Here is a 16,450-nt window from a genome sequence, read left to right on the forward strand (position 1 = left end):
TGCTCCGGGTGGAGCGGTTTCGGGTGCTGCTGTGTGGTGTCGGCGGGCTGCGTCGTCCGACGACGTGGTGCGGGGCGGACCCGGCCGTCAGGCCAGGGTCTGCTCCGCGGGGTCCCAGCCCTCGGGGAGGGTCGGGGAGGGTGCGACGGTGCTCTCCACGAGCACCGCCTCACCACGTTCGGCACTCTCGGCGATGGAGACCATCACGTCGAGGACGTGGAACGCGAGGGCGCCGGGGACCCGGTTCTCCTCGCCTGCACGGAGGGAGCGGGCCAGGTCGACCACGCCGGTGCCGCGCGAGTAGGTGGAGCCGACGGCCGGGATGGTCTCCGGCTCCTCGGAACCGAGCGCGTACAGCTCGGTGTCGCCGTCGAAGTTGTTCGGGTCCGGGAAGACGACCGTCCCGGTCTCCCCCGCGATCTCCACGAAGCCGGTGCGGCCGCGGTCCGACTCGAACGAGAACACGCTCTGCGCGCTCCCGCCGTTCTCGAACTCGATGAGCGCCGAGTGGTTCGTCGGCACCTCGACCGGGAACTCGGTGCCGGCCTTCGGACCGGAACCGATCGTGCGCGTCGCGCGGGACTTCGACGACGTCGCCGTCACCTTCGCGACCGGGCCGAACGCCTGCACGAGCGTCGTGATGTAGTACGGGCCGATGTCGAACAGCGGACCCGCGCCGTGGGCGAAGAGGAACTCGGGGCTCGGGTGCCACGACTCCGGGCCGGGGCTCTGGAACAGCGTCAGGCCGTTCAGCGGCGTCCCGATCCGACCGTCGCGGATGGTGCGGAGCGCGGTCTGCAGGCCGGCACCGAGGAAGGTGTCCGGCGCGACGCTGACCGTCTTGCCCGCAGCAGCCGCGGCGTCGCGCAGCTGTGCGGCACTCGATCGGTCGAGCGCGTACGGCTTCTCGCCCCACACGTGCTTGCCGGCGGCGAGGACCTGCAGCGCGACCTCGACGTGGGCGGCGGGGATCGTCAGGTTGACGACGATCTCGATGTCGTCGATCGCCAGGAGCTCCTCGACGGTGCCGGAGCCCGCGACGCCCCACTTCTCCGCCTGCGCAGCAGCGCGGGGCAGGTCGATGTCGGCGATGAAGTGGACCTTCACGTCGGGGAAGACGGTGAGGTTCGAGAGGTACTGGTCCGAGATGACCCCGGCGCCGATGACGCCGACGCCGACCGGGCCGGTCTTCGTGGTGGTCTGGGCCTGTTCGCCCGTCGCGGTGTCGGTCATGCGTCCACTCCCTGCAGGAACGTGTACGAGTCGGCGACTGCCTGGAAGACGTCGCCGTCGTGGTCGTCGAGCTCGATGACGTGCAGGGCGTTCGGCGCAGCCGCGACGATCTCGCGGATGGGCATGATGCCGTTGCCGACCGCGACCTGCTGCTTGTCGTCGTGCGACCCGTCGCCGTCCTTGACGTGCAGGAACTGCACCTTGTCGCCGAGCTTCTCGATGACGGCCACCGGGTCGTCGCCACCGACCTTCGCCCAGTAGGTGTCGAGCTCGAGCACGACGTCGTCGGAGAGGGCACCGGCGAAGACCTCGTAGGCGCTGACGCCGTCGATGCGGTTCGAGAACTCGAACGCGTGGTTGTGGTACCCGAGGGTCAGGCCGTGGTCAGCGGCACGCGGGGCCAGTGCGCTGAGTTCGCGGGCGATGGCCTCGACGTCCTCGCGAGTGGTCCAGCGGGCCTCGTCGATGTGCGGGTCGATCAGCGTCTCGGTGCCGATCGTCGCCGTGGCGTGGAAGATGCGCTCGAGGTCCTGCTCACCCGCGTCCAGCAGACGTGCGTGGCCGCTCGGGGCCTCGAGTCCTGCTTCCTTCAACGCGGCCGCGTACTCGTCGGCGCGGTCCACGTAGCCGAAGAGTTCGACCTTCGTGAAGCCGATGCCGGCGATGCGCTGCAGGGTGCCGGGAAGATCGGCTCCGAGTGCGTCGCGGACCGTGTAGAGCTGAACCGAAAGCGGTTGTGTCACCAGTGTTCTCCTCATCGAGACGGTGGTCGTCACTGACCGAGCGTCACACTACGAGCACTTCTGTCGGCGGTCAAGCAGAAGTCCGCAAATCTTCGGCGGACTTCATTGCGTGCCCTGTTCGATGTGTGGTTCACTCCCCCCATGGTCGACTTGACACGGACGGCAGCGTCGCCTCCGGTCGGGACGAGCGAGCTCTTCCAGATCCTCCGCGACGGTGTGCCGCGGACCCGGGCCGAGCTCGCCGCACTGACGGGAGCAGCACGCTCCACCATCGGCGTGCGCCTGGACGCGCTCGCGGACATCGGGCTCATCGGGCCCGTCGAGACCGCGGCATCCACCGGTGGCCGCCCACCGGCGCAGATCGCGCTCCGCTCCACCTCGCGCCTCGTGGTCGCCGCCGACCTCGGGGCGTCGCACGGCCGCGTCGCCGTGACCGATCTCGTCGCAGCACCCCTCGCCACGCGCGAGGCCCGCATCGACATCGCCGCCGGCCCCGTCCCGACGCTGACCTGGTTGGTCGAGGCGATCGACGAACTCCTGACCGAGATCGGTCGCGCCCGCGACGACGTCATCGCCATCGGCATCGGCGTCCCCGGGCCCGTCGAGTTCTCCACCGGTCGGCCGGCGAACCCGCCGATCATGCCGGGGTGGGACGGCTTCGACGTCCCCGGCTGGCTCCGGCAGCACGTCTCCGCGCACGTGCTGCTCGACAACGACGTCAACATCGCGGCGCTCGGCGAGCGGGAGCACGGCTGGCCGAACGTGGACCACCTGCTGTTCGTCAAGGTCGCCACCGGCATCGGTTCCGGCATCGTGTCCGAGGGGCGGCTCCAGCGAGGCGCGCAGGGCACCGCCGGTGACATCGGGCACGTGCGCGTCTCCCGCGCCGGCGACGTGCCGTGCCACTGCGGGAACACCGGCTGTCTCGAGGCCGTCGCCTCCGGGCCCGCGATCGCCCGGTCGCTCCGGGCGAAGGGCCACGACGTGCACACCAGCGCGGACGTGATCGACCTCGTCACCCGCTCGGACCTGGACGCCATCGGAGCGGTCCGGCAGGCCGGTCGGGACATCGGCGAGGTCCTGGCGACGTGCGTGTCCCTCATGAACCCCTCGGTCATCGTGCTCGGCGGATCGATCACGCAGGCGGGCGAGCACCTCCTGGCCGGCGTCCGGGAGGTCGTGTACTCCCGCTCGATGCCGCTCGCCACCGAGCACCTCGTCATCGCGCCGTCCCGTGCCGGGGGCATCGCGGCGCTCCAGGGAGCAGCCGCGCTCGCGATCGGCTACGCCCTCTCCCCCGCAGGCGTCGACGAGTTGGTCGCGTACGCGGAGGGGCGCGAGCTGGTCTCCTGACCGCGCGTTCCGGTCGGCGCGGTGCGCCGGTTTCCGTCCGTCGGTGCTCGGGGAGAGAATCGTCGGGTGACGATCGTGCAGCCCACCCTGTGGGACAGCCTGGAGGCCGAGCCCGGCCCCGGCGCGTCCGTCACCGGTGCGCACGACGCGTTCACGAGCCTCCGGGGCCACACCGAGCGGATCGTCGCGCACTCCTCGGACCGCGTCGCGTGGCTCCGCGCCCGCGCCGCGGGCATCACCGCCACGGACGTCGCGCGGCTCGCCTCGCTCCGCGCGGTCGAGGCCGTCATCGCGGACAAGCGCTACGGTTCCCGGTTCTCCGGCAACGCCTACACCGAGCACGGCAAGGAACGGGAGCCCGTGATCGCCGCGTGGGTGGCCGCCACGCACGGCATCCAGCCGTCGGCGCACCTGTTCCACGCGAGCGCCAACCGTGCCCACCTCGCGACCCCGGACGGCGTCGGGCAGGACCGGGACGGCCGGCTGCTCCTCGCCGAGATCAAGACGACGTCGTCCGGCTGGAAGCGTGTCCCGCGGCACTACCTGCGGCAGGTCTGGTGGCAGCAGTACGTGCTCGGCGCCGAGCGCACGTTGTTCGTGTGGGAGAAGCACGACGGGTTCGTGCCGATCGCGGACGAGCCCGAGTGCCGGTGGATCGATCGCGACGACGACCAGATCCGCGGACTCGTGCAGCTGGCGGACATGGTGCTCGACCGGCTGCGCGACGCCCGCTGACGTCCCGGCTACACCCGGATCAGGCGCAGTCGGCTCATTCCGATCACGAGCAACCCCATCAGGGCGATGAACACCGCCACCCCGAGGCAGTACAGCGCTACGACCCCGTACCCGAGGCTCGGGTTCAGGAACGGGTACGGCACCCAGCCGTCGGTCGCCCCGCGGACCAGCACCACGACGAGCCAGACCGCCGGGTAGAGCAGGAACCACCACACGTGGCGGGTGCGCAGTCGGGCACGGTCGGAGAACAGCAGCCAGTCGAGCACGGCGTACACGGGGATGACCTTGTGCAGCAGGTCGTTCGACCACGGCACGGTGAACGAGTTGCCGAGCGCCGCCTCGACGAGCAGCGTGTTGTAGACGATGCCGGTCGTGGCGATGTAGACGGTCGCGGCGCCGCGGAACACCGACGCACCGACCCCCTCGCGCTGCCGGCGGGCCGCGGCGACCAGGGCGACGGCGAACGCGACGGCGATGATGATGTTCGACTGGATCGTGAAGTAGCCGAAGAAGTTCCAGAACACGACTCCGGGACCCTGGGACGTCCGGATGAACTGGGCGACGATCGCGGCGACCACCGCGATCACGGCGATGAGCCGGAGGGAGTTGACGAGCGTGCGCACAGGGCCACGCTATCGGGTGACACGCAGGAAGGCCCCGCACCGATGTCGGTGCGGGGCCTTCCTGCGAGTCGGACTCAGATGCTGTTGACGTCCAGCGGGATGCCGGGGCCGAAGGTCGTCGAGACGGCGCCCTTCATGACGTAGCGGCCCTTCGAGGCGCTCGGCTTGAGGCGGTTGATCTCCTCGAGCGCGGTCGAGATGTTCTCGTCGAGCTGCTCGGCGGTGAACGAGGCCTTGCCGACGACGAAGTGCACGTTGGCGTGCTTGTCGACGCGGAACTCGATCTTGCCGCCCTTGATGTCGTTGACGGCCTGCGCGACGTTCGGGGTCACGGTGCCGGTCTTCGGGTTCGGCATGAGGCCACGCGGGCCGAGCACCTTACCGAGACGACCGACCTTGCCCATGAGCTCCGGGGTCGAGACGGCCGAGTCGAAGGCGGTGTAGCCCTCGGCGACCTTCGCGATGAGCTCGTCGCCACCGACCTCGTCGGCGCCGGCGGCGATGGCGGCCTCAGCAGCGGCACCCGTCGCGAAGACGATGACGCGGGAGGTCTTGCCGGTGCCGTGCGGCAGGATGACGGTGCCACGCACCATCTGGTCCGCCTTGCGGGGGTCGACGCCGAGCTTCAGCGCGACCTCGACCGTGGAGTCGGTCTTCGCAGAGCCGGTCTCCTTGGCCAGGGCGACGGCCTCGGTCGGGGTGTAGAACTTGTCGGCCTCGATCTTCGCGGCCGCGGCCTGGTAGGCCTTGGACTTCTTCGCCATGGTGGTCTCCTTGCGAGATACGTGGTTGACGAGCCGGCGAGGCTCTCCCACGGAAGGGTTTGGGGGTGTGGACCTGAGTGGGGTGAGGCCTACGCCTCGACCGTGATGCCCATCGAACGAGCAGTGCCGGCGATGATCTTCGCGGCCTGGTCGATGTCGTTGGCGTTCAGGTCGGCCTGCTTGGTCTCGGCGATCTGACGGACCTGGTCCATCGAGATCTTCGCGACCTTGACCGTGTGCGGGGTCGCGGACCCCTTCTGCACACCCGCAGCCTTCTTGATGAGCTCAGCGGCCGGCGGGGTCTTGAGGATGAACGTGAACGAACGGTCCTCGTAGACGGTGATCTCGACCGGCACGACGTTGCCACGCTGCGACTCGGTCGCGGCGTTGTACGCCTTGCAGAACTCCATGATGTTCACGCCGTGCTGACCGAGCGCCGGACCGATCGGCGGGGCCGGGTTGGCGGCCCCCGCGTTGATCTGCAGCTTGATCAGGCCCGTGACCTTCTTCTTCGGTGCCATGTTGTGCTTCCTCCTGGAATCGAACGCACGGGGATCCGTGCACTCTCCCGCGTGGCCGGCGGTTCCGGCTCGCGGTCACGAGCCCGACGCACGAAGCGTCCGGGCCCAAACTCGATAAGTGTACTCGACTAGAGCTTGGTGACCTGGTCGAAGCTGAGCTCGACCGGGGTCTCGCGCTCGAACAGCGAGACGAGGACGGTCAGCTTGCCGCTCTCCGGCTTGATCTCGGAGATCGATCCGGGGAGCCCCGCGAACGAGCCTTCCTTGATCGTGATCGTCTCGCCGACCTCGAAGTCGACCTCTGCGGCCGGGGAGGCCTGCGTCTGGCCGCTGCCCTTGCCGCCCTTGGTCGGTGCCGGCTCGGCGACCTGGACCAGGGACTTCAGCATGCCGAACGCCTCGTCGAAGCGGAGCGGCGTGGGGTTGTGCGCGTTGCCGACGAAGCCGGTGACACCGGGGGTGTGCCGGACGACGGACCACGAGTCCTCGTTGAGGTCGAGACGCACGAGCACGTAGCCGGGGATCCGGACGCGCGTGACGAGCTTGCGCTGACCGTTCTTGATCTCGACGACGTCCTCCATCGGGACCTCGACCTGGTAGATGTAGTCCTCCATCGACATCGAGACCATGCGGTTCTCGATGTTCGACTTCACGCGGCGCTCGAAGCCCGCGTAGGAGTGGATGACGTACCACTTGCCCGGCTTCATCCGCAGCTCGGCCTTGAAGGCCTCGTACGGGTCGACCTCGGCGGGCTCCTCGTCCTCGAGCGCGTCGGCGGCTTCGTCCGCGGCGATCGTGGCGTTCGCCTCGTCGGCGGACTCCTCCTCGATCTCGGACTCTTCCTCGTCCTCGACGGCCTCGACGGCGGCTTCCGCCTCGTCGGCGGTGTCGATCTCGAGCGCGTCGTCGACGATCGCGTCGGCCTCGGGGTCCTGCGACTCCGCGAGGGCGGTCAGGCTCTCGTCGATGCCGAGCGACTCGTCGTCCTCGTCCTCGACCGAGATCGCGCGCTCCTCGGCGGACTCCGCCGAGCGCTCCTCACCGGTCTCGACGTCGCCTTCCTGGTTCTCCTCCACCTCGGAGGACTGCTCTGCAGCGGTCGCGAGGTCGATGTCGTCGCGGGAGTTGTCAGACACTGTCGGTTCTTTCCGTTCGGTGGTGCGGATCGGGTTGGCGTTCGGTCTCTGGGTGTGCCTGGTTTCGGCTCCGCCCGCGCGATGTTCGATCAGCACCGTGTTGATCTGCGCGGGCGGGGAACCGGGTGACCCGGGCGTCGGCCCGTGTGGACGAGCCTACGTGGACGGCCTGATCAGGCGGTCGGACCGTTGCCGAAGACGTAGCCGACACCGAGTCCGAACACGAAGTCGAGGACCGACACGAGGATCATCATCACGACGACGAAGACCAGGACGACACCGGTGTAGCTGAAGAGCTCCTTGCGGGTCGGCGTGACGACCTTGCGGAGTTCGCCGATGACCTGGCGGATGAACAGGGCGATCGCGGCGAACGGCCCGCGGCGCCCGGCCCGGTCCTGCTTCGCCTTGGCGACGACGTCGTCCGCCGTCGCTTCCACGTCTTTGCTCGCCAACTTCTACCCTTCCAGAGTTGCAGGGCGGACAGGACTCGAACCTGCAACCTGCGGTTTTGGAGACCGCTGCTCTACCAATTGAGCCACCGCCCTTCAGGGGCCGATCCGGCCCCTGGGTGAACACGTCCGCCATCAGGCAGGCCGTGACCACCGCAGATGAGTGTACGGGAGTGCGTCACACGGTGTCCACTTGAGGGCCGCTCCGGCGTGCCGCGCCGATAGGCTGGACCGGTGAGCACCGCAGCCAACGGCCCCGAGTCCACCGCCAACCAGCGCCCGCGCATCGCGTCCCGCATCGCCGCGATCGCCGAGTCCGCCACGCTGAAGGTCGATGCCAAGGCCAAGGCGCTGAAGGCCGCCGGTCGCCCGGTGATCTCCTTCGCGGCCGGCGAGCCCGACTTCGCCACGCCGGCGCACGTCGTCGACGCCGCGGTCGCCGCAGCGCAGGACCCGAAGAACCACCGCTACACGCCAGCGACGGGCCTCCCGGAGCTCAAGCAGGCCATCGCCGAGAAGACCGCCCGCGTCTCCGGCGCGGCCGTCGACGCCGCGCAGGTCATCGTCACGAACGGTGGCAAGCAGGCGGTCTACGAGGCGTTCGCCACGATCGTCGACGACGGCGACGAGGTCCTGCTCCCCGCTCCGTACTGGACCACCTACCCCGAGGCGATCCGTCTCGCCGGCGGTGCGCCCGTCGAGGTCTTCGCCGGCAGCGACCAGGACTACCTCGTCACCGTCGAGCAGCTCGAGGCAGCGCGCACCCCGAAGACGAAGGCGCTGCTGTTCTGCTCCCCCTCGAACCCCACGGGCGCCGTGTACTCGGCCGAGCAGACCCGCGCGATCGGCGAGTGGGCGCTGGAGCACGGCATCTGGGTGATCAGCGACGAGATCTACCAGGACCTCGTCTACGACGGCACCGAGTTCGCCGGCATCCTGCAGCAGGTCCCCGCCCTCGCCGACACCACGATCCTGGTGAACGGCGTCGCGAAGACCTACGCGATGACCGGCTGGCGCGTCGGATGGTTCATCGGCCCGGCCGACGCGGTGAAGGCCGCCTCGAACCTGCAGTCGCACCTGTCGTCCAACGTGTCGAACGTGTCGCAGCGCGCCGCGATCGCCGCCCTGAACGGCCCGCAGGAGCCCGTCGCCGAGATGCGCGAGGCGTTCGACCGCCGCCGCAAGGCCATCGTCGCCGGGCTCAACGCGATCCCCGGGTTCGTCACGCCGACCCCGAAGGGCGCCTTCTACGTCTACCCCGACGTCACGGCACTCCTCGGTCGCGAGTGGGCAGGCAGCACCCCGACGACGTCGCTCGAGCTCGCCGACCTGATCCTCGAGCACGCCGAGGTCGCGGTCGTCCCCGGCGAGGCGTTCGGTCCCTCCGGCTACCTCCGGCTGTCGTACGCCCTCGGCGACGACGACATCGCCGAGGGCGTCGCCCGACTGGCCGAACTCTTCAGCTGACCGTCCTCTCGCCAAAGCGACAGTGTCCGCCCGGATTCCGGGCGGACACTGTCGCTTTCGCGGTGCGGGTTGGTGCAGAGCCGGGAGGCTCGTGGTGCGTCAGGCGAGCAGGTCGCCGACCACGACGGGTTCCGGTACGAGCGACACACCGAACCGGTTGAGCACCGTCAGCTGGACGTAGCGCGCCAGCTCCGCGACCTGCGCGGCCGTCGCGTCGCCGCGGTTCGTCAGCGCGAGGGTGTGCTTCGACGAGATCGCCGCGTGTGACCCGGCGAGCGCGTACCCGCGGTGCACCCCGGAGTGCTCGATGAGCCAGGCGGCGCTGAGCTTGACGTCGTCACCGGCCGGCCAGCGCGGTGCGTCGGCGGGCAGCGACTCCGCGAACCCGGCCGAGACGATCGGGTTCGTGAAGAACGAGCCGGCGCTCCGGGTGTCCGGGTCCTCGGCGTCCAGGACCATGCCCTTCGCGGCACGCAGACCGAGGACGGTCGAGCGCACCACGGCGGGGTCGACACGATCGCCGAGGGCCACCCCGAGGGATTCGGCGAGCTGCGCGTACCGGACGGGCACGCCGCCCTCGGTGTCGGTGCCGAGTGCGAACTCCACGGTGAGGACGACACCGCGACGGCCGTGCTTCAGCGTGGACGTGCGGTACCCGAGCGCCAGCTCGGCAGCAGGCACCCACGCGCGCTCCCCCGTTGCCGCATCGAGGAACTCGACCCGGGTGAGCACGTCGGAGAGCTCGACCCCGTACGCCCCGATGTTCTGCACGGGGGACGCACCGACGGTGCCCGGGATGCCGCTCAGGGCCTCCAGTCCGGTCCAGCCGTTGTCGACGGTCGACGCGACGAACGCGTCCCACGGCTCACCTGCCGCGACGCGGACGGCGACGCCGTCCGCCGTGGGCTCGTGCTCGACGCCGCGCGTCCGGACGAGCACCACGGTGCCGTCGAACCCGGCGTCGGCGACGAGCAGGTTGCTGCCCCCGCCGACCACGAGCCACTCCTCGTCCGCCCAGGCGTCCCGGGTGTGCGCGACCAGCTCGTCGGTCGTCTCCGCGACCAGGAGCCGCCCGGCGGGACCACCGACACGGAGGGTGGTCAGCTCCGCGAACGCCTGCTGCGACACGGTCAGCGGAACGCCACCGTGACCTGCGCCTTGCCGAGCACGGTCTGCTCGGCGGCGGTCACGGTGAGGTCGATGCGCTGCGGACGGCCCTCGTCGTCGACGGTGCCGACCTTGGCGACGATGCCGATGTCCGCGCCGGTCTCCGGGTCGACCACGACGGGCCGGGTGAAGCGGACCCCGTACGACACGACCCAGCCGCGGTCGCCGAGCCACTCGGACACGGGCTGGACGGCGATGCCCATCGTGAGCATGCCGTGCGCGAGCACGCCGGGGAGCCCGACGGACGCGGCGACGTCGTCGCGGTAGTGGATCGGGTTGAAGTCACCGGAGGCGCCGGCGTACCGGACGAGGGAGTCACGCGTGATGTGCACCTGTCGTTCGGCGACGACGGTGCCCACGGCGGTCTCGGTTGCTGCGTCGGTCATGCGTCGTCCCCCCGGACCACGAGGGTGGAGGTCGCCGTGACGACGTGCTCCCCCGCGGCATCGCTCATCGTGCTCTCGGCCGTGACCATCGCGTTGCCGCCGAGCGTCTTCACGCTCGTGACCGTCAGGGTCGCGGTGAGTTCGTCGCCGGCGACGATCGGTCGGTCGTGGGTGAACTTCTGCTCGCCGTGCACCACGCGCGAGAAGTCGATGCCGGCGTCGGGCTCGGCCAGGAGCTGCGCGAGTGTGGCTTCCTGCACGACGACCGCGAAGGTCGCCGGGGCGACGACGTCGTCGTAGCCGGCTGCACGTGCGGCGTCCGGGTCGTGGTGGATCGGGTTCGTCGCGAACGTGGCACGGGCGAACTCGCGCACCTTCTCTCGACCGACCAGGTACTTCGGGGCCGGCGGGAACGTCCTGCCGACGAGCTCGGGGTTCACTGACACGACCGGGAGTCTACCGAGGCCGGTCGGGGCTTGCGATTCATGAGTATGCATCGGCTATGCTGGTCCTGGCGGCGCCGGGGGGCGTCGGTTCGTTCGAGGGGGATGCACGTGGAGTCGATGATCGAGTTCGCCGTGCACACCGGCGATCGGCGCACGGCGATGGAGCTCGCGGCCGCGGCGCTGCGATCCGAGGGCCACGACGTCGTGGCCGCACCCGGGTCGATCACCGCGACGTCCGGCAACCGGTTCCTGACGGTGCTGCTCGGGGCGCTCGTGCATCCGGCGAAGCAGTACCGCCGGTACGAGGTCATCGTGTCCACGGCGGGAGGCAGGTCGCTGCTGACGCTCCGGCACGCCGGACACGGGCCTGCCGTCGCTGGCGGGTCGATCGGGGCCGCTCGACGCCGGGAGCGCTGGCACGACGTCGTCCGGGTCCTCGAGCGGACGCTCCGGTCCGCCGGACTGCTCGTCGCCGACCACGATCGCGCCAGCCGGTAGCGACGCTCCGCTGTCGCGCCCGCCGAGCCGTTCGGGCGTCGTTCGCACAAGCGAAAGCGAAGCGCGCCGCGCATCGCCGTGGTTCGGATGGCATTTGGTTGTGCGAAGGCGATCGGCACCGTCCCGGGCCCGGGCCCGGGAACGACGAAAGCCCGGCGCGGACGCCGGGCTTGCGGTAGCGAGGGCGGGACTTGAACCCGCGACCCCACGATTATGAGTCGTGTGCTCTAACCAACTGAGCTACCCCGCCACAGATCCGGCGCTGGTTTCTCGCCGGGTCGGAGCCCCGAGTCAGGATTGAACTGACGACCCCTTCCTTACCATGGAAGTGCTCTACCACTGAGCTATCGGGGCGTGTACCGCGAGCGGCACCACACGAGGATAGCAGAACCCGGACGGTGGTCTGGAACCGGCCGTGACGCCCGGGCGCGCCGCCTCGTGGAGCTAGTTCGCGTTGGCCTGGAGCCACGCCAGCGGGTCCACCGGGACGCCGTCGACGTGCACCTCGAGGTGCAGGTGCGGGCCGGTCGAGTTGCCCGTCGAGCCCACGAGCCCGAGCTCGTCCCCGACCGCGACCTGCTGGCCCTTCACGACCTTGAACGAGTTGTCCATCATGTGGCCGTAGACACTCGTGAACTGCTTGCCGTCGACGTCGTGCTCGACCCACACGTCGTTGCCGAAGCCGCCGTCGTTCGGCTGCACCTTGATGACGGTCCCGGCAGCGATGACCCGGATGGGGGTTCCCGCCCCGGGGGCGAAGTCGACGCCCTGGTGATTGGTCGAGCAGAACGAGCAGCCCTCGACCTGGCGCCCACCGAATCCGGAGGTGATCGGCACGCCGGTCAGGAACGGCCACTGGATCGTGCCGTTCGGGTCGTTCGTGAAGCTCGACGAGTCGACGTGCTTGTACTGCGTGGCGTCGGACACGGTGTAGGCGTCGCGGTTCGTCGAGCCCTCGGTCGCGTCACCGACGCGGAGCGACTGCGTGTCGCCGTCGGCGGCGGCCCGCACGGTCGTCGAGCCGGGCTCCGGCGTGTAGAGGGCCTGCGCGGGCAGCGAGGTCGACACGACCAGCCCGGCGACGAACAGCAGCGCGCCGACGGCGGTCGCGCGCGAGGCGTTCTTGCGGAACGACGCACCCGTGCGCTTCGTCGGCGCCGACGCGGCAGCCACGGACGGGCGCCCGGCACCGAGGTGGCGCGTGGCCCGGTCGACGCGGGGAGCCGGAGCGGTGGTCCGGCGACGAGCGGGAGGCACCTGGCCGCTCACCCGGCGGGTCGCTGCGGGTGCGACGACCGGCGACGACGGCGCGGGCGGGGTCGCCGGCTCGATCACGGACGCCGGCAGGACGGGCGAGGAGGGTGCCGGCGGCGTGACGGGCTCGGCCTGGTCGGACGGCGACACCGGGGCGGCGTCGATCGACGCGGCGTCGACCGGGGCGGCGTCGATCGACACGGCGTCGACCGGCCCGGCCGATGCGATGTCCTGGGAGTGCTGGACGCCGTGCTTCGCTGCTGCGCGCTCCGCTTCGATGCGGGCCCGGCGGGTCATGTGGACCACGGGCGAGGCGCCGTCAGTGGTCCTTCCGTCGGGGGCGGTTCGTCCGGAGACGGCGGGCTGCAGCGTGGCTTCGAGCATGCGTTTCGGTGGGGATCCTGATCAGGGCTGTCGGCGCTCGTTGATAACGAGCCGATAACGGGACTGCAGCGACGGTACCAGGGGTCGTAGCGTGCCGCCAGTCGTGGTCATGACCACACAGGGGCCCCAGAGGTGGGGGTCAGGACCCGAGGACCCCGGCTTCGACCCGACGCACGAGGGTTTCGAGCTCGGCGGCGATCGACGGTGCGGCGAAGAGGAACGAGCGCGTCCCACCGGCTTCCCACGACGTGACGACGGCACCGGCGGAGGCGGCGACGATCGATCCGCCGGCCATGTCCCACGGGTTGATCCCGCGCTCGTAGTACGCGTCGACGACCCCGGCGGCGACCGAGCAGCAGTCGAGGGCGGCCGACCCGCCACGACGGATGTCGCGGACCTCGCCGAGCAGTCCGGTGAGCACGGCGACCTGCTCCCGACGACGGTCGGCGGTGTACCCGAAGCCGGTCGCGACGAGCGTCTCGCCGAGGGAGGCGGGCTCCCCCACGGTGAGCACGGTGCCGTTGCGGGTGGCGGGCTCGCCGGCGACCGCGCGGAACACGTCACCCGTCGCCGGGGCGATGACGACGCCGGCGATCGGTTCCCAGACCGCAGGGTCCGGGTCGCCGCGGACGACACCGATGCTGACGGCGTACTGCGGGCTGCCGTAGAGGTAGTTGACGGTGCCGTCGATCGGATCCACCACCCACGTGATGCCGGAGGTACCGTCGGCCCCGCCGGTCTCCTCGCCGAAGAACCCGTCGTCCGGGCGGGCGGCACGGATGCGGTCGTGCACCAGGGCCTCGACCTCTCGGTCGGCGGCCGTGACGACGTCGACGATGCTCGACTTCCGGTCGGCGACCTCGACTCCTTCTGCACGACGGCGAGCGGCGAGCTCGGCAGCTTCGGTCGCGATGGACTCGGCCAGGTCGGCGAGCTCGGTCGGGGTCGGGTCTGCGCTCATGCACTCGATCCTTGCAGCAACACGGAGCGACCCCGTCAGGAACGAAGCAGGGCCCCGTCAAAACGGGGCCCTGCGTTGTTCCGTCACCATGCGCAGAGAGTTCTTCAGCACATGAACACGTGGCGAGTGAGGGATTCGAACCCCCGAAGGCTACGCCGGCTGATTTACAGTCAGATCCCTTTGGCCGCTTGGGTAACTCGCCATGTGCGCACCCAGCCCGTGTAGTCACCAACCGGAGGCGCCAGAACAGCATACCGGATGGCCGACGATGGTCGTGACCACCGTGGCGCGGACCGAGGTCGGCGCTCCCCGTTAGGCTGTCGGACATGGCAGACAGCTCCTTCGACGTGGTCAGCAAGGTCGACAAGATGGAGGCGGACAACGCCCTCAACCAGGCCGCCAAGGAGATCGAACAGCGCTACGACTTCAAGGGCGTCGGCGCATCGATCGCGTTCAGCGGTGAGGACGTCCTCATCAAGGCGAACACCTCCGAGCGGGCGACCGCGGTCCTCGACGTGTTCGAGTCCAAGGCGATCAAGCGCGGCATCAGCCTCAAGAGCCTCGACGCCGGCGAGCCGTACCCGTCGGGCAAGGAGTTCCGCATCGAGGTGAAGTTCAAGAACGGCATCGAGCAGGACGTCGCGAAGAAGATCGGCGCGTTCCTCCGGGCGAACGCCGCGAAGAGCGTGAAGAGCCAGATCCAGGGCGACGAGCTCCGGGTCTCCTCGAAGAGCCGCGACGACCTGCAGAACACGATCCAGCTCCTCAAGGGTGAAGAGTTCGACGTGCCGCTGCAGTTCATCAACTTCCGCTGACGCCCCGCGCGCCCGCGAAAGACGACTCGACGCCCCCGTGGAGCACTGGCTCTCCGTCACCCTGACCGTTCTCCTGGTCCTGCTGGACCTGGCGATCCGTGCGTTCTCGCTCATCTACGTCCCGATCAACCGGAAGCCGCAGACCGCGACCGGGTGGTTGCTCGCGATCTTCCTCATCCCCTACATCGGCTTCATCGTCTTCCTGGTCATCGGGTCGACGAAGCTGCCGAAGGCCAGGCGTGAGAAGCAGACCGAGATCAACGCCTACATCCTCGAGCAGACCGAGGGCATCGAACGCGTCCGTCGGGACCACCCGTGGCCGCCGTGGTTCGAGAGCATCACCGAGCTGAACCGCAAGCTCGGCGCGATGCCACTGGTGGGGGGCAACTCGGCGGAGCTCTACCCGGACTACGACGAGTCGATCGCCGAGATGGCCCGCGCCATCGACGACGCACGGCGGTTCGTGCACGTCGAGTTCTACATCGCGACGCTCGACGACACCACGCGCGGCTTCTTCGAGGCACTCGCCCGGGCGCAGGCGCGCGGCGTGACCGTCCGCTTCCTCATGGACCACTGGGCGAGCCGCGGCTACCCCGGGTACAAGGACACGCTGGCCTTCCTGGACCGCGCGGGCATCGAGTGGCACCTGATGCTCCCGCTGCAGCCGTTCAAGGGGAAGTTCCAGCGCCCTGACCTCAGGAACCACCGGAAGATCATGGTCATCGACGGGTCGGTGGCGTTCACGGGGTCGCAGAACCTCATCGACAAGTCCTACGACCTCAAGGCGCACATCGAGAAGGGGCTCGCGTACAAGGACCTGTTCGCCCGCTTCGAGGGTCCGGTCGTCGCCGGCATCAACGCCCTGTTCGTGACCGACTGGTACAGCGAGACCGACGAACTCCTGCTCCGCGAGAGCGACCCGGTGCAGCGAGCCGACCGCGGCGACGCGCTCGATTGCCAGGTCGTGCCGTCCGGCCCCGGGTTCGACGGCGAGAACAACCTGCGCCTCTTCAACGCGCTGCTGTACTCGGCGCAGAAGAAGGTGTCGATCACCTCGCCGTACTTCGTCCCCGACGACTCGATGCTCTACGCCATCACGACGACGGCGCAGCGCGGGGTCGAGGTCGAGCTGTTCGTCGGGGAGATCGGCGACCACGCGATGACCTGGCACGCTCAGCGCTCCTACTACGAGGGGCTCCTCCGCGCCGGCGTGAAGATCTGGCTGTACCGCTCGCCGACGATCCTGCACGCGAAGCACTTCACGATCGACGACGACGTCGCCGTGATCGGGTCGAGCAACATGGACATGCGGTCGTTCAGCCTGAACCTCGAGATCTCGGTGATGGTCCGCGGGGAACGGTTCGTCGACGCGCTCCGCGGCGTGCAGGACGCCTACCGGCAGGACAGCATCCCGCTCGAGCTCGATGCGTGGCTCGGCCGCACGCGCCCTTCGCAGGTGCTCGACAACATCGCGCGGCTCACGGCAGCCCTGCAGTAGCGGCCGGGAGGCCCGGT

The 16,450-nt window shown here is 69.7% G+C and carries 18 protein-coding genes and 4 tRNA genes; 6 read left to right on the plus strand and 16 right to left on the minus strand.

The features are described 5' to 3' along the window. Positions 1–87 precede the first annotated feature (87 nt). Positions 88–1,233, minus strand: coding sequence for a Gfo/Idh/MocA family protein (locus AAEP80_RS15610; RefSeq protein ID WP_420365063.1), 1,146 nt, complete (start codon positions 1,231–1,233; stop codon positions 88–90). Continuing rightward, a complete protein-coding gene (locus tag AAEP80_RS15615) occupies positions 1,230–1,976 on the minus strand; it encodes a sugar phosphate isomerase/epimerase family protein (RefSeq protein ID WP_402729576.1) in 747 nt (248 codons plus the stop codon). The genes AAEP80_RS15610 and AAEP80_RS15615 overlap by 4 nt, the downstream gene beginning before the upstream one ends. Before the next feature lie 141 nt (positions 1,977–2,117). Here AAEP80_RS15615 and AAEP80_RS15620 point away from each other — a divergent pair, with 141 nt between their 5' ends. Beyond that, positions 2,118–3,329 (plus strand): ROK family protein, encoded by a 1,212-nt coding sequence (locus tag AAEP80_RS15620; protein WP_420365064.1) that lies wholly within the window; start codon positions 2,118–2,120, stop codon positions 3,327–3,329. 66 nt (positions 3,330–3,395) lie between these two features. Then, positions 3,396–4,064: a YqaJ viral recombinase family protein gene (locus AAEP80_RS15625; RefSeq protein WP_402729574.1), complete on the plus strand. Its 669-nt coding sequence runs from the start codon at positions 3,396–3,398 to the stop codon at positions 4,062–4,064. Between the two features lie 8 nt (positions 4,065–4,072). Here the strand turns inward: AAEP80_RS15625 and AAEP80_RS15630 are convergent, their stop codons facing one another. The 6 genes from AAEP80_RS15630 to AAEP80_RS15655 all read right to left on the minus strand — a co-directional run bounded on the left by AAEP80_RS15630 (position 4,073) and on the right by AAEP80_RS15655 (position 7,653). Then, a complete protein-coding gene (locus AAEP80_RS15630) occupies positions 4,073–4,687 on the minus strand; it encodes a Pr6Pr family membrane protein (protein ID WP_402729573.1) in 615 nt (204 codons plus the stop codon). A 74-nt stretch (positions 4,688–4,761) separates the two neighbouring features. Beyond that, complete coding sequence (rplA, locus tag AAEP80_RS15635; protein WP_281265126.1) at positions 4,762–5,451, minus strand: 50S ribosomal protein L1; 690 nt, start codon at positions 5,449–5,451, stop codon at positions 4,762–4,764. 89 nt (positions 5,452–5,540) lie between these two features. After that, positions 5,541–5,972 carry a 50S ribosomal protein L11 gene (gene rplK / locus AAEP80_RS15640; protein WP_281265127.1) on the minus strand — a complete coding sequence of 144 codons (432 nt, stop codon included), beginning with the start codon at positions 5,970–5,972 and terminating at the stop codon, positions 5,541–5,543. A gap of 128 nt (positions 5,973–6,100) precedes the next feature. After that, positions 6,101–7,108 carry a transcription termination/antitermination protein NusG gene (gene nusG, locus AAEP80_RS15645; RefSeq protein ID WP_420365065.1) on the minus strand — a complete coding sequence of 336 codons (1,008 nt, stop codon included), beginning with the start codon at positions 7,106–7,108 and terminating at the stop codon, positions 6,101–6,103. A 173-nt stretch (positions 7,109–7,281) separates the two neighbouring features. Next, entirely contained in the window at positions 7,282–7,545 is a 264-nt protein-coding gene (gene secE / locus AAEP80_RS15650) for a preprotein translocase subunit SecE (protein WP_402729718.1), read from the minus strand. A 35-nt stretch (positions 7,546–7,580) separates the two neighbouring features. Next, positions 7,581–7,653: transfer RNA gene (locus AAEP80_RS15655), tRNA-Trp, on the minus strand. 138 nt (positions 7,654–7,791) lie between these two features. On the opposite strand from AAEP80_RS15655, the gene AAEP80_RS15660 reads away from it, so the two are divergent. Then, on the plus strand, positions 7,792–9,024 hold the full coding sequence (locus AAEP80_RS15660; RefSeq protein ID WP_420365066.1) for a pyridoxal phosphate-dependent aminotransferase: 1,233 nt from the start codon (positions 7,792–7,794) through the stop codon (positions 9,022–9,024). Positions 9,025–9,123: 99 nt separating this feature from the next. Here AAEP80_RS15660 and AAEP80_RS15665 read toward each other — a convergent pair whose 3' ends face one another. The 3 genes from AAEP80_RS15665 to AAEP80_RS15675 are packed head-to-tail and all read right to left on the minus strand — an operon-like array spanning position 9,124 to position 11,023. Continuing rightward, on the minus strand, positions 9,124–10,158 hold the full coding sequence (locus AAEP80_RS15665) for a UDP-N-acetylmuramate dehydrogenase (RefSeq protein ID WP_420366882.1): 1,035 nt from the start codon (positions 10,156–10,158) through the stop codon (positions 9,124–9,126). Then, positions 10,155–10,577 (minus strand): MaoC/PaaZ C-terminal domain-containing protein, encoded by a 423-nt coding sequence (locus AAEP80_RS15670; RefSeq protein ID WP_413601480.1) that lies wholly within the window; start codon positions 10,575–10,577, stop codon positions 10,155–10,157. The genes AAEP80_RS15665 and AAEP80_RS15670 overlap by 4 nt, the downstream gene beginning before the upstream one ends. Continuing rightward, on the minus strand, positions 10,574–11,023 hold the full coding sequence (locus tag AAEP80_RS15675) for an FAS1-like dehydratase domain-containing protein (RefSeq protein WP_420365067.1): 450 nt from the start codon (positions 11,021–11,023) through the stop codon (positions 10,574–10,576). The genes AAEP80_RS15670 and AAEP80_RS15675 overlap by 4 nt, the downstream gene beginning before the upstream one ends. 108 nt (positions 11,024–11,131) lie before the next feature. Here AAEP80_RS15675 and AAEP80_RS15680 point away from each other — a divergent pair, with 108 nt between their 5' ends. After that, positions 11,132–11,521, plus strand: coding sequence for a hypothetical protein (locus tag AAEP80_RS15680; RefSeq protein WP_420365068.1), 390 nt, complete (start codon positions 11,132–11,134; stop codon positions 11,519–11,521). Between the two features lie 176 nt (positions 11,522–11,697). Here the strand turns inward: AAEP80_RS15680 and AAEP80_RS15685 are convergent. From AAEP80_RS15685 to AAEP80_RS15705, 5 genes are all read right to left on the minus strand, one after another. Further along, positions 11,698–11,771 (minus strand) — tRNA-Met (locus AAEP80_RS15685). 32 nt (positions 11,772–11,803) lie between these two features. After that, positions 11,804–11,875 (minus strand) — tRNA-Thr (locus AAEP80_RS15690). 90 nt (positions 11,876–11,965) lie between these two features. Beyond that, a complete protein-coding gene (locus AAEP80_RS15695) occupies positions 11,966–13,072 on the minus strand; it encodes a peptidoglycan DD-metalloendopeptidase family protein (RefSeq protein WP_420365069.1) in 1,107 nt (368 codons plus the stop codon). Between the two features lie 226 nt (positions 13,073–13,298). Further along, entirely contained in the window at positions 13,299–14,120 is an 822-nt protein-coding gene (locus AAEP80_RS15700) for an inositol monophosphatase family protein (RefSeq protein ID WP_413601476.1), read from the minus strand. 120 nt (positions 14,121–14,240) lie between these two features. After that, positions 14,241–14,322 (minus strand) — tRNA-Tyr (locus AAEP80_RS15705). Positions 14,323–14,446: 124 nt separating this feature from the next. Between AAEP80_RS15705 and AAEP80_RS15710 the strand changes: the two genes are divergently transcribed. Together AAEP80_RS15710 and cls are read left to right on the plus strand one after the other, a co-directional pair. Then, positions 14,447–14,935, plus strand: coding sequence for a YajQ family cyclic di-GMP-binding protein (locus tag AAEP80_RS15710; RefSeq protein ID WP_281265137.1), 489 nt, complete (start codon positions 14,447–14,449; stop codon positions 14,933–14,935). Between the two features lie 37 nt (positions 14,936–14,972). Beyond that, positions 14,973–16,433: a cardiolipin synthase gene (gene cls, locus AAEP80_RS15715; protein WP_420365070.1), complete on the plus strand. Its 1,461-nt coding sequence runs from the start codon at positions 14,973–14,975 to the stop codon at positions 16,431–16,433. Positions 16,434–16,450: the final 17 nt, after the last annotated feature.

It is taken from the genome of Curtobacterium sp. L3-7, assembly GCF_048756585.1.
GTDB lineage: Bacteria > Actinomycetota > Actinomycetes > Actinomycetales > Microbacteriaceae > Curtobacterium.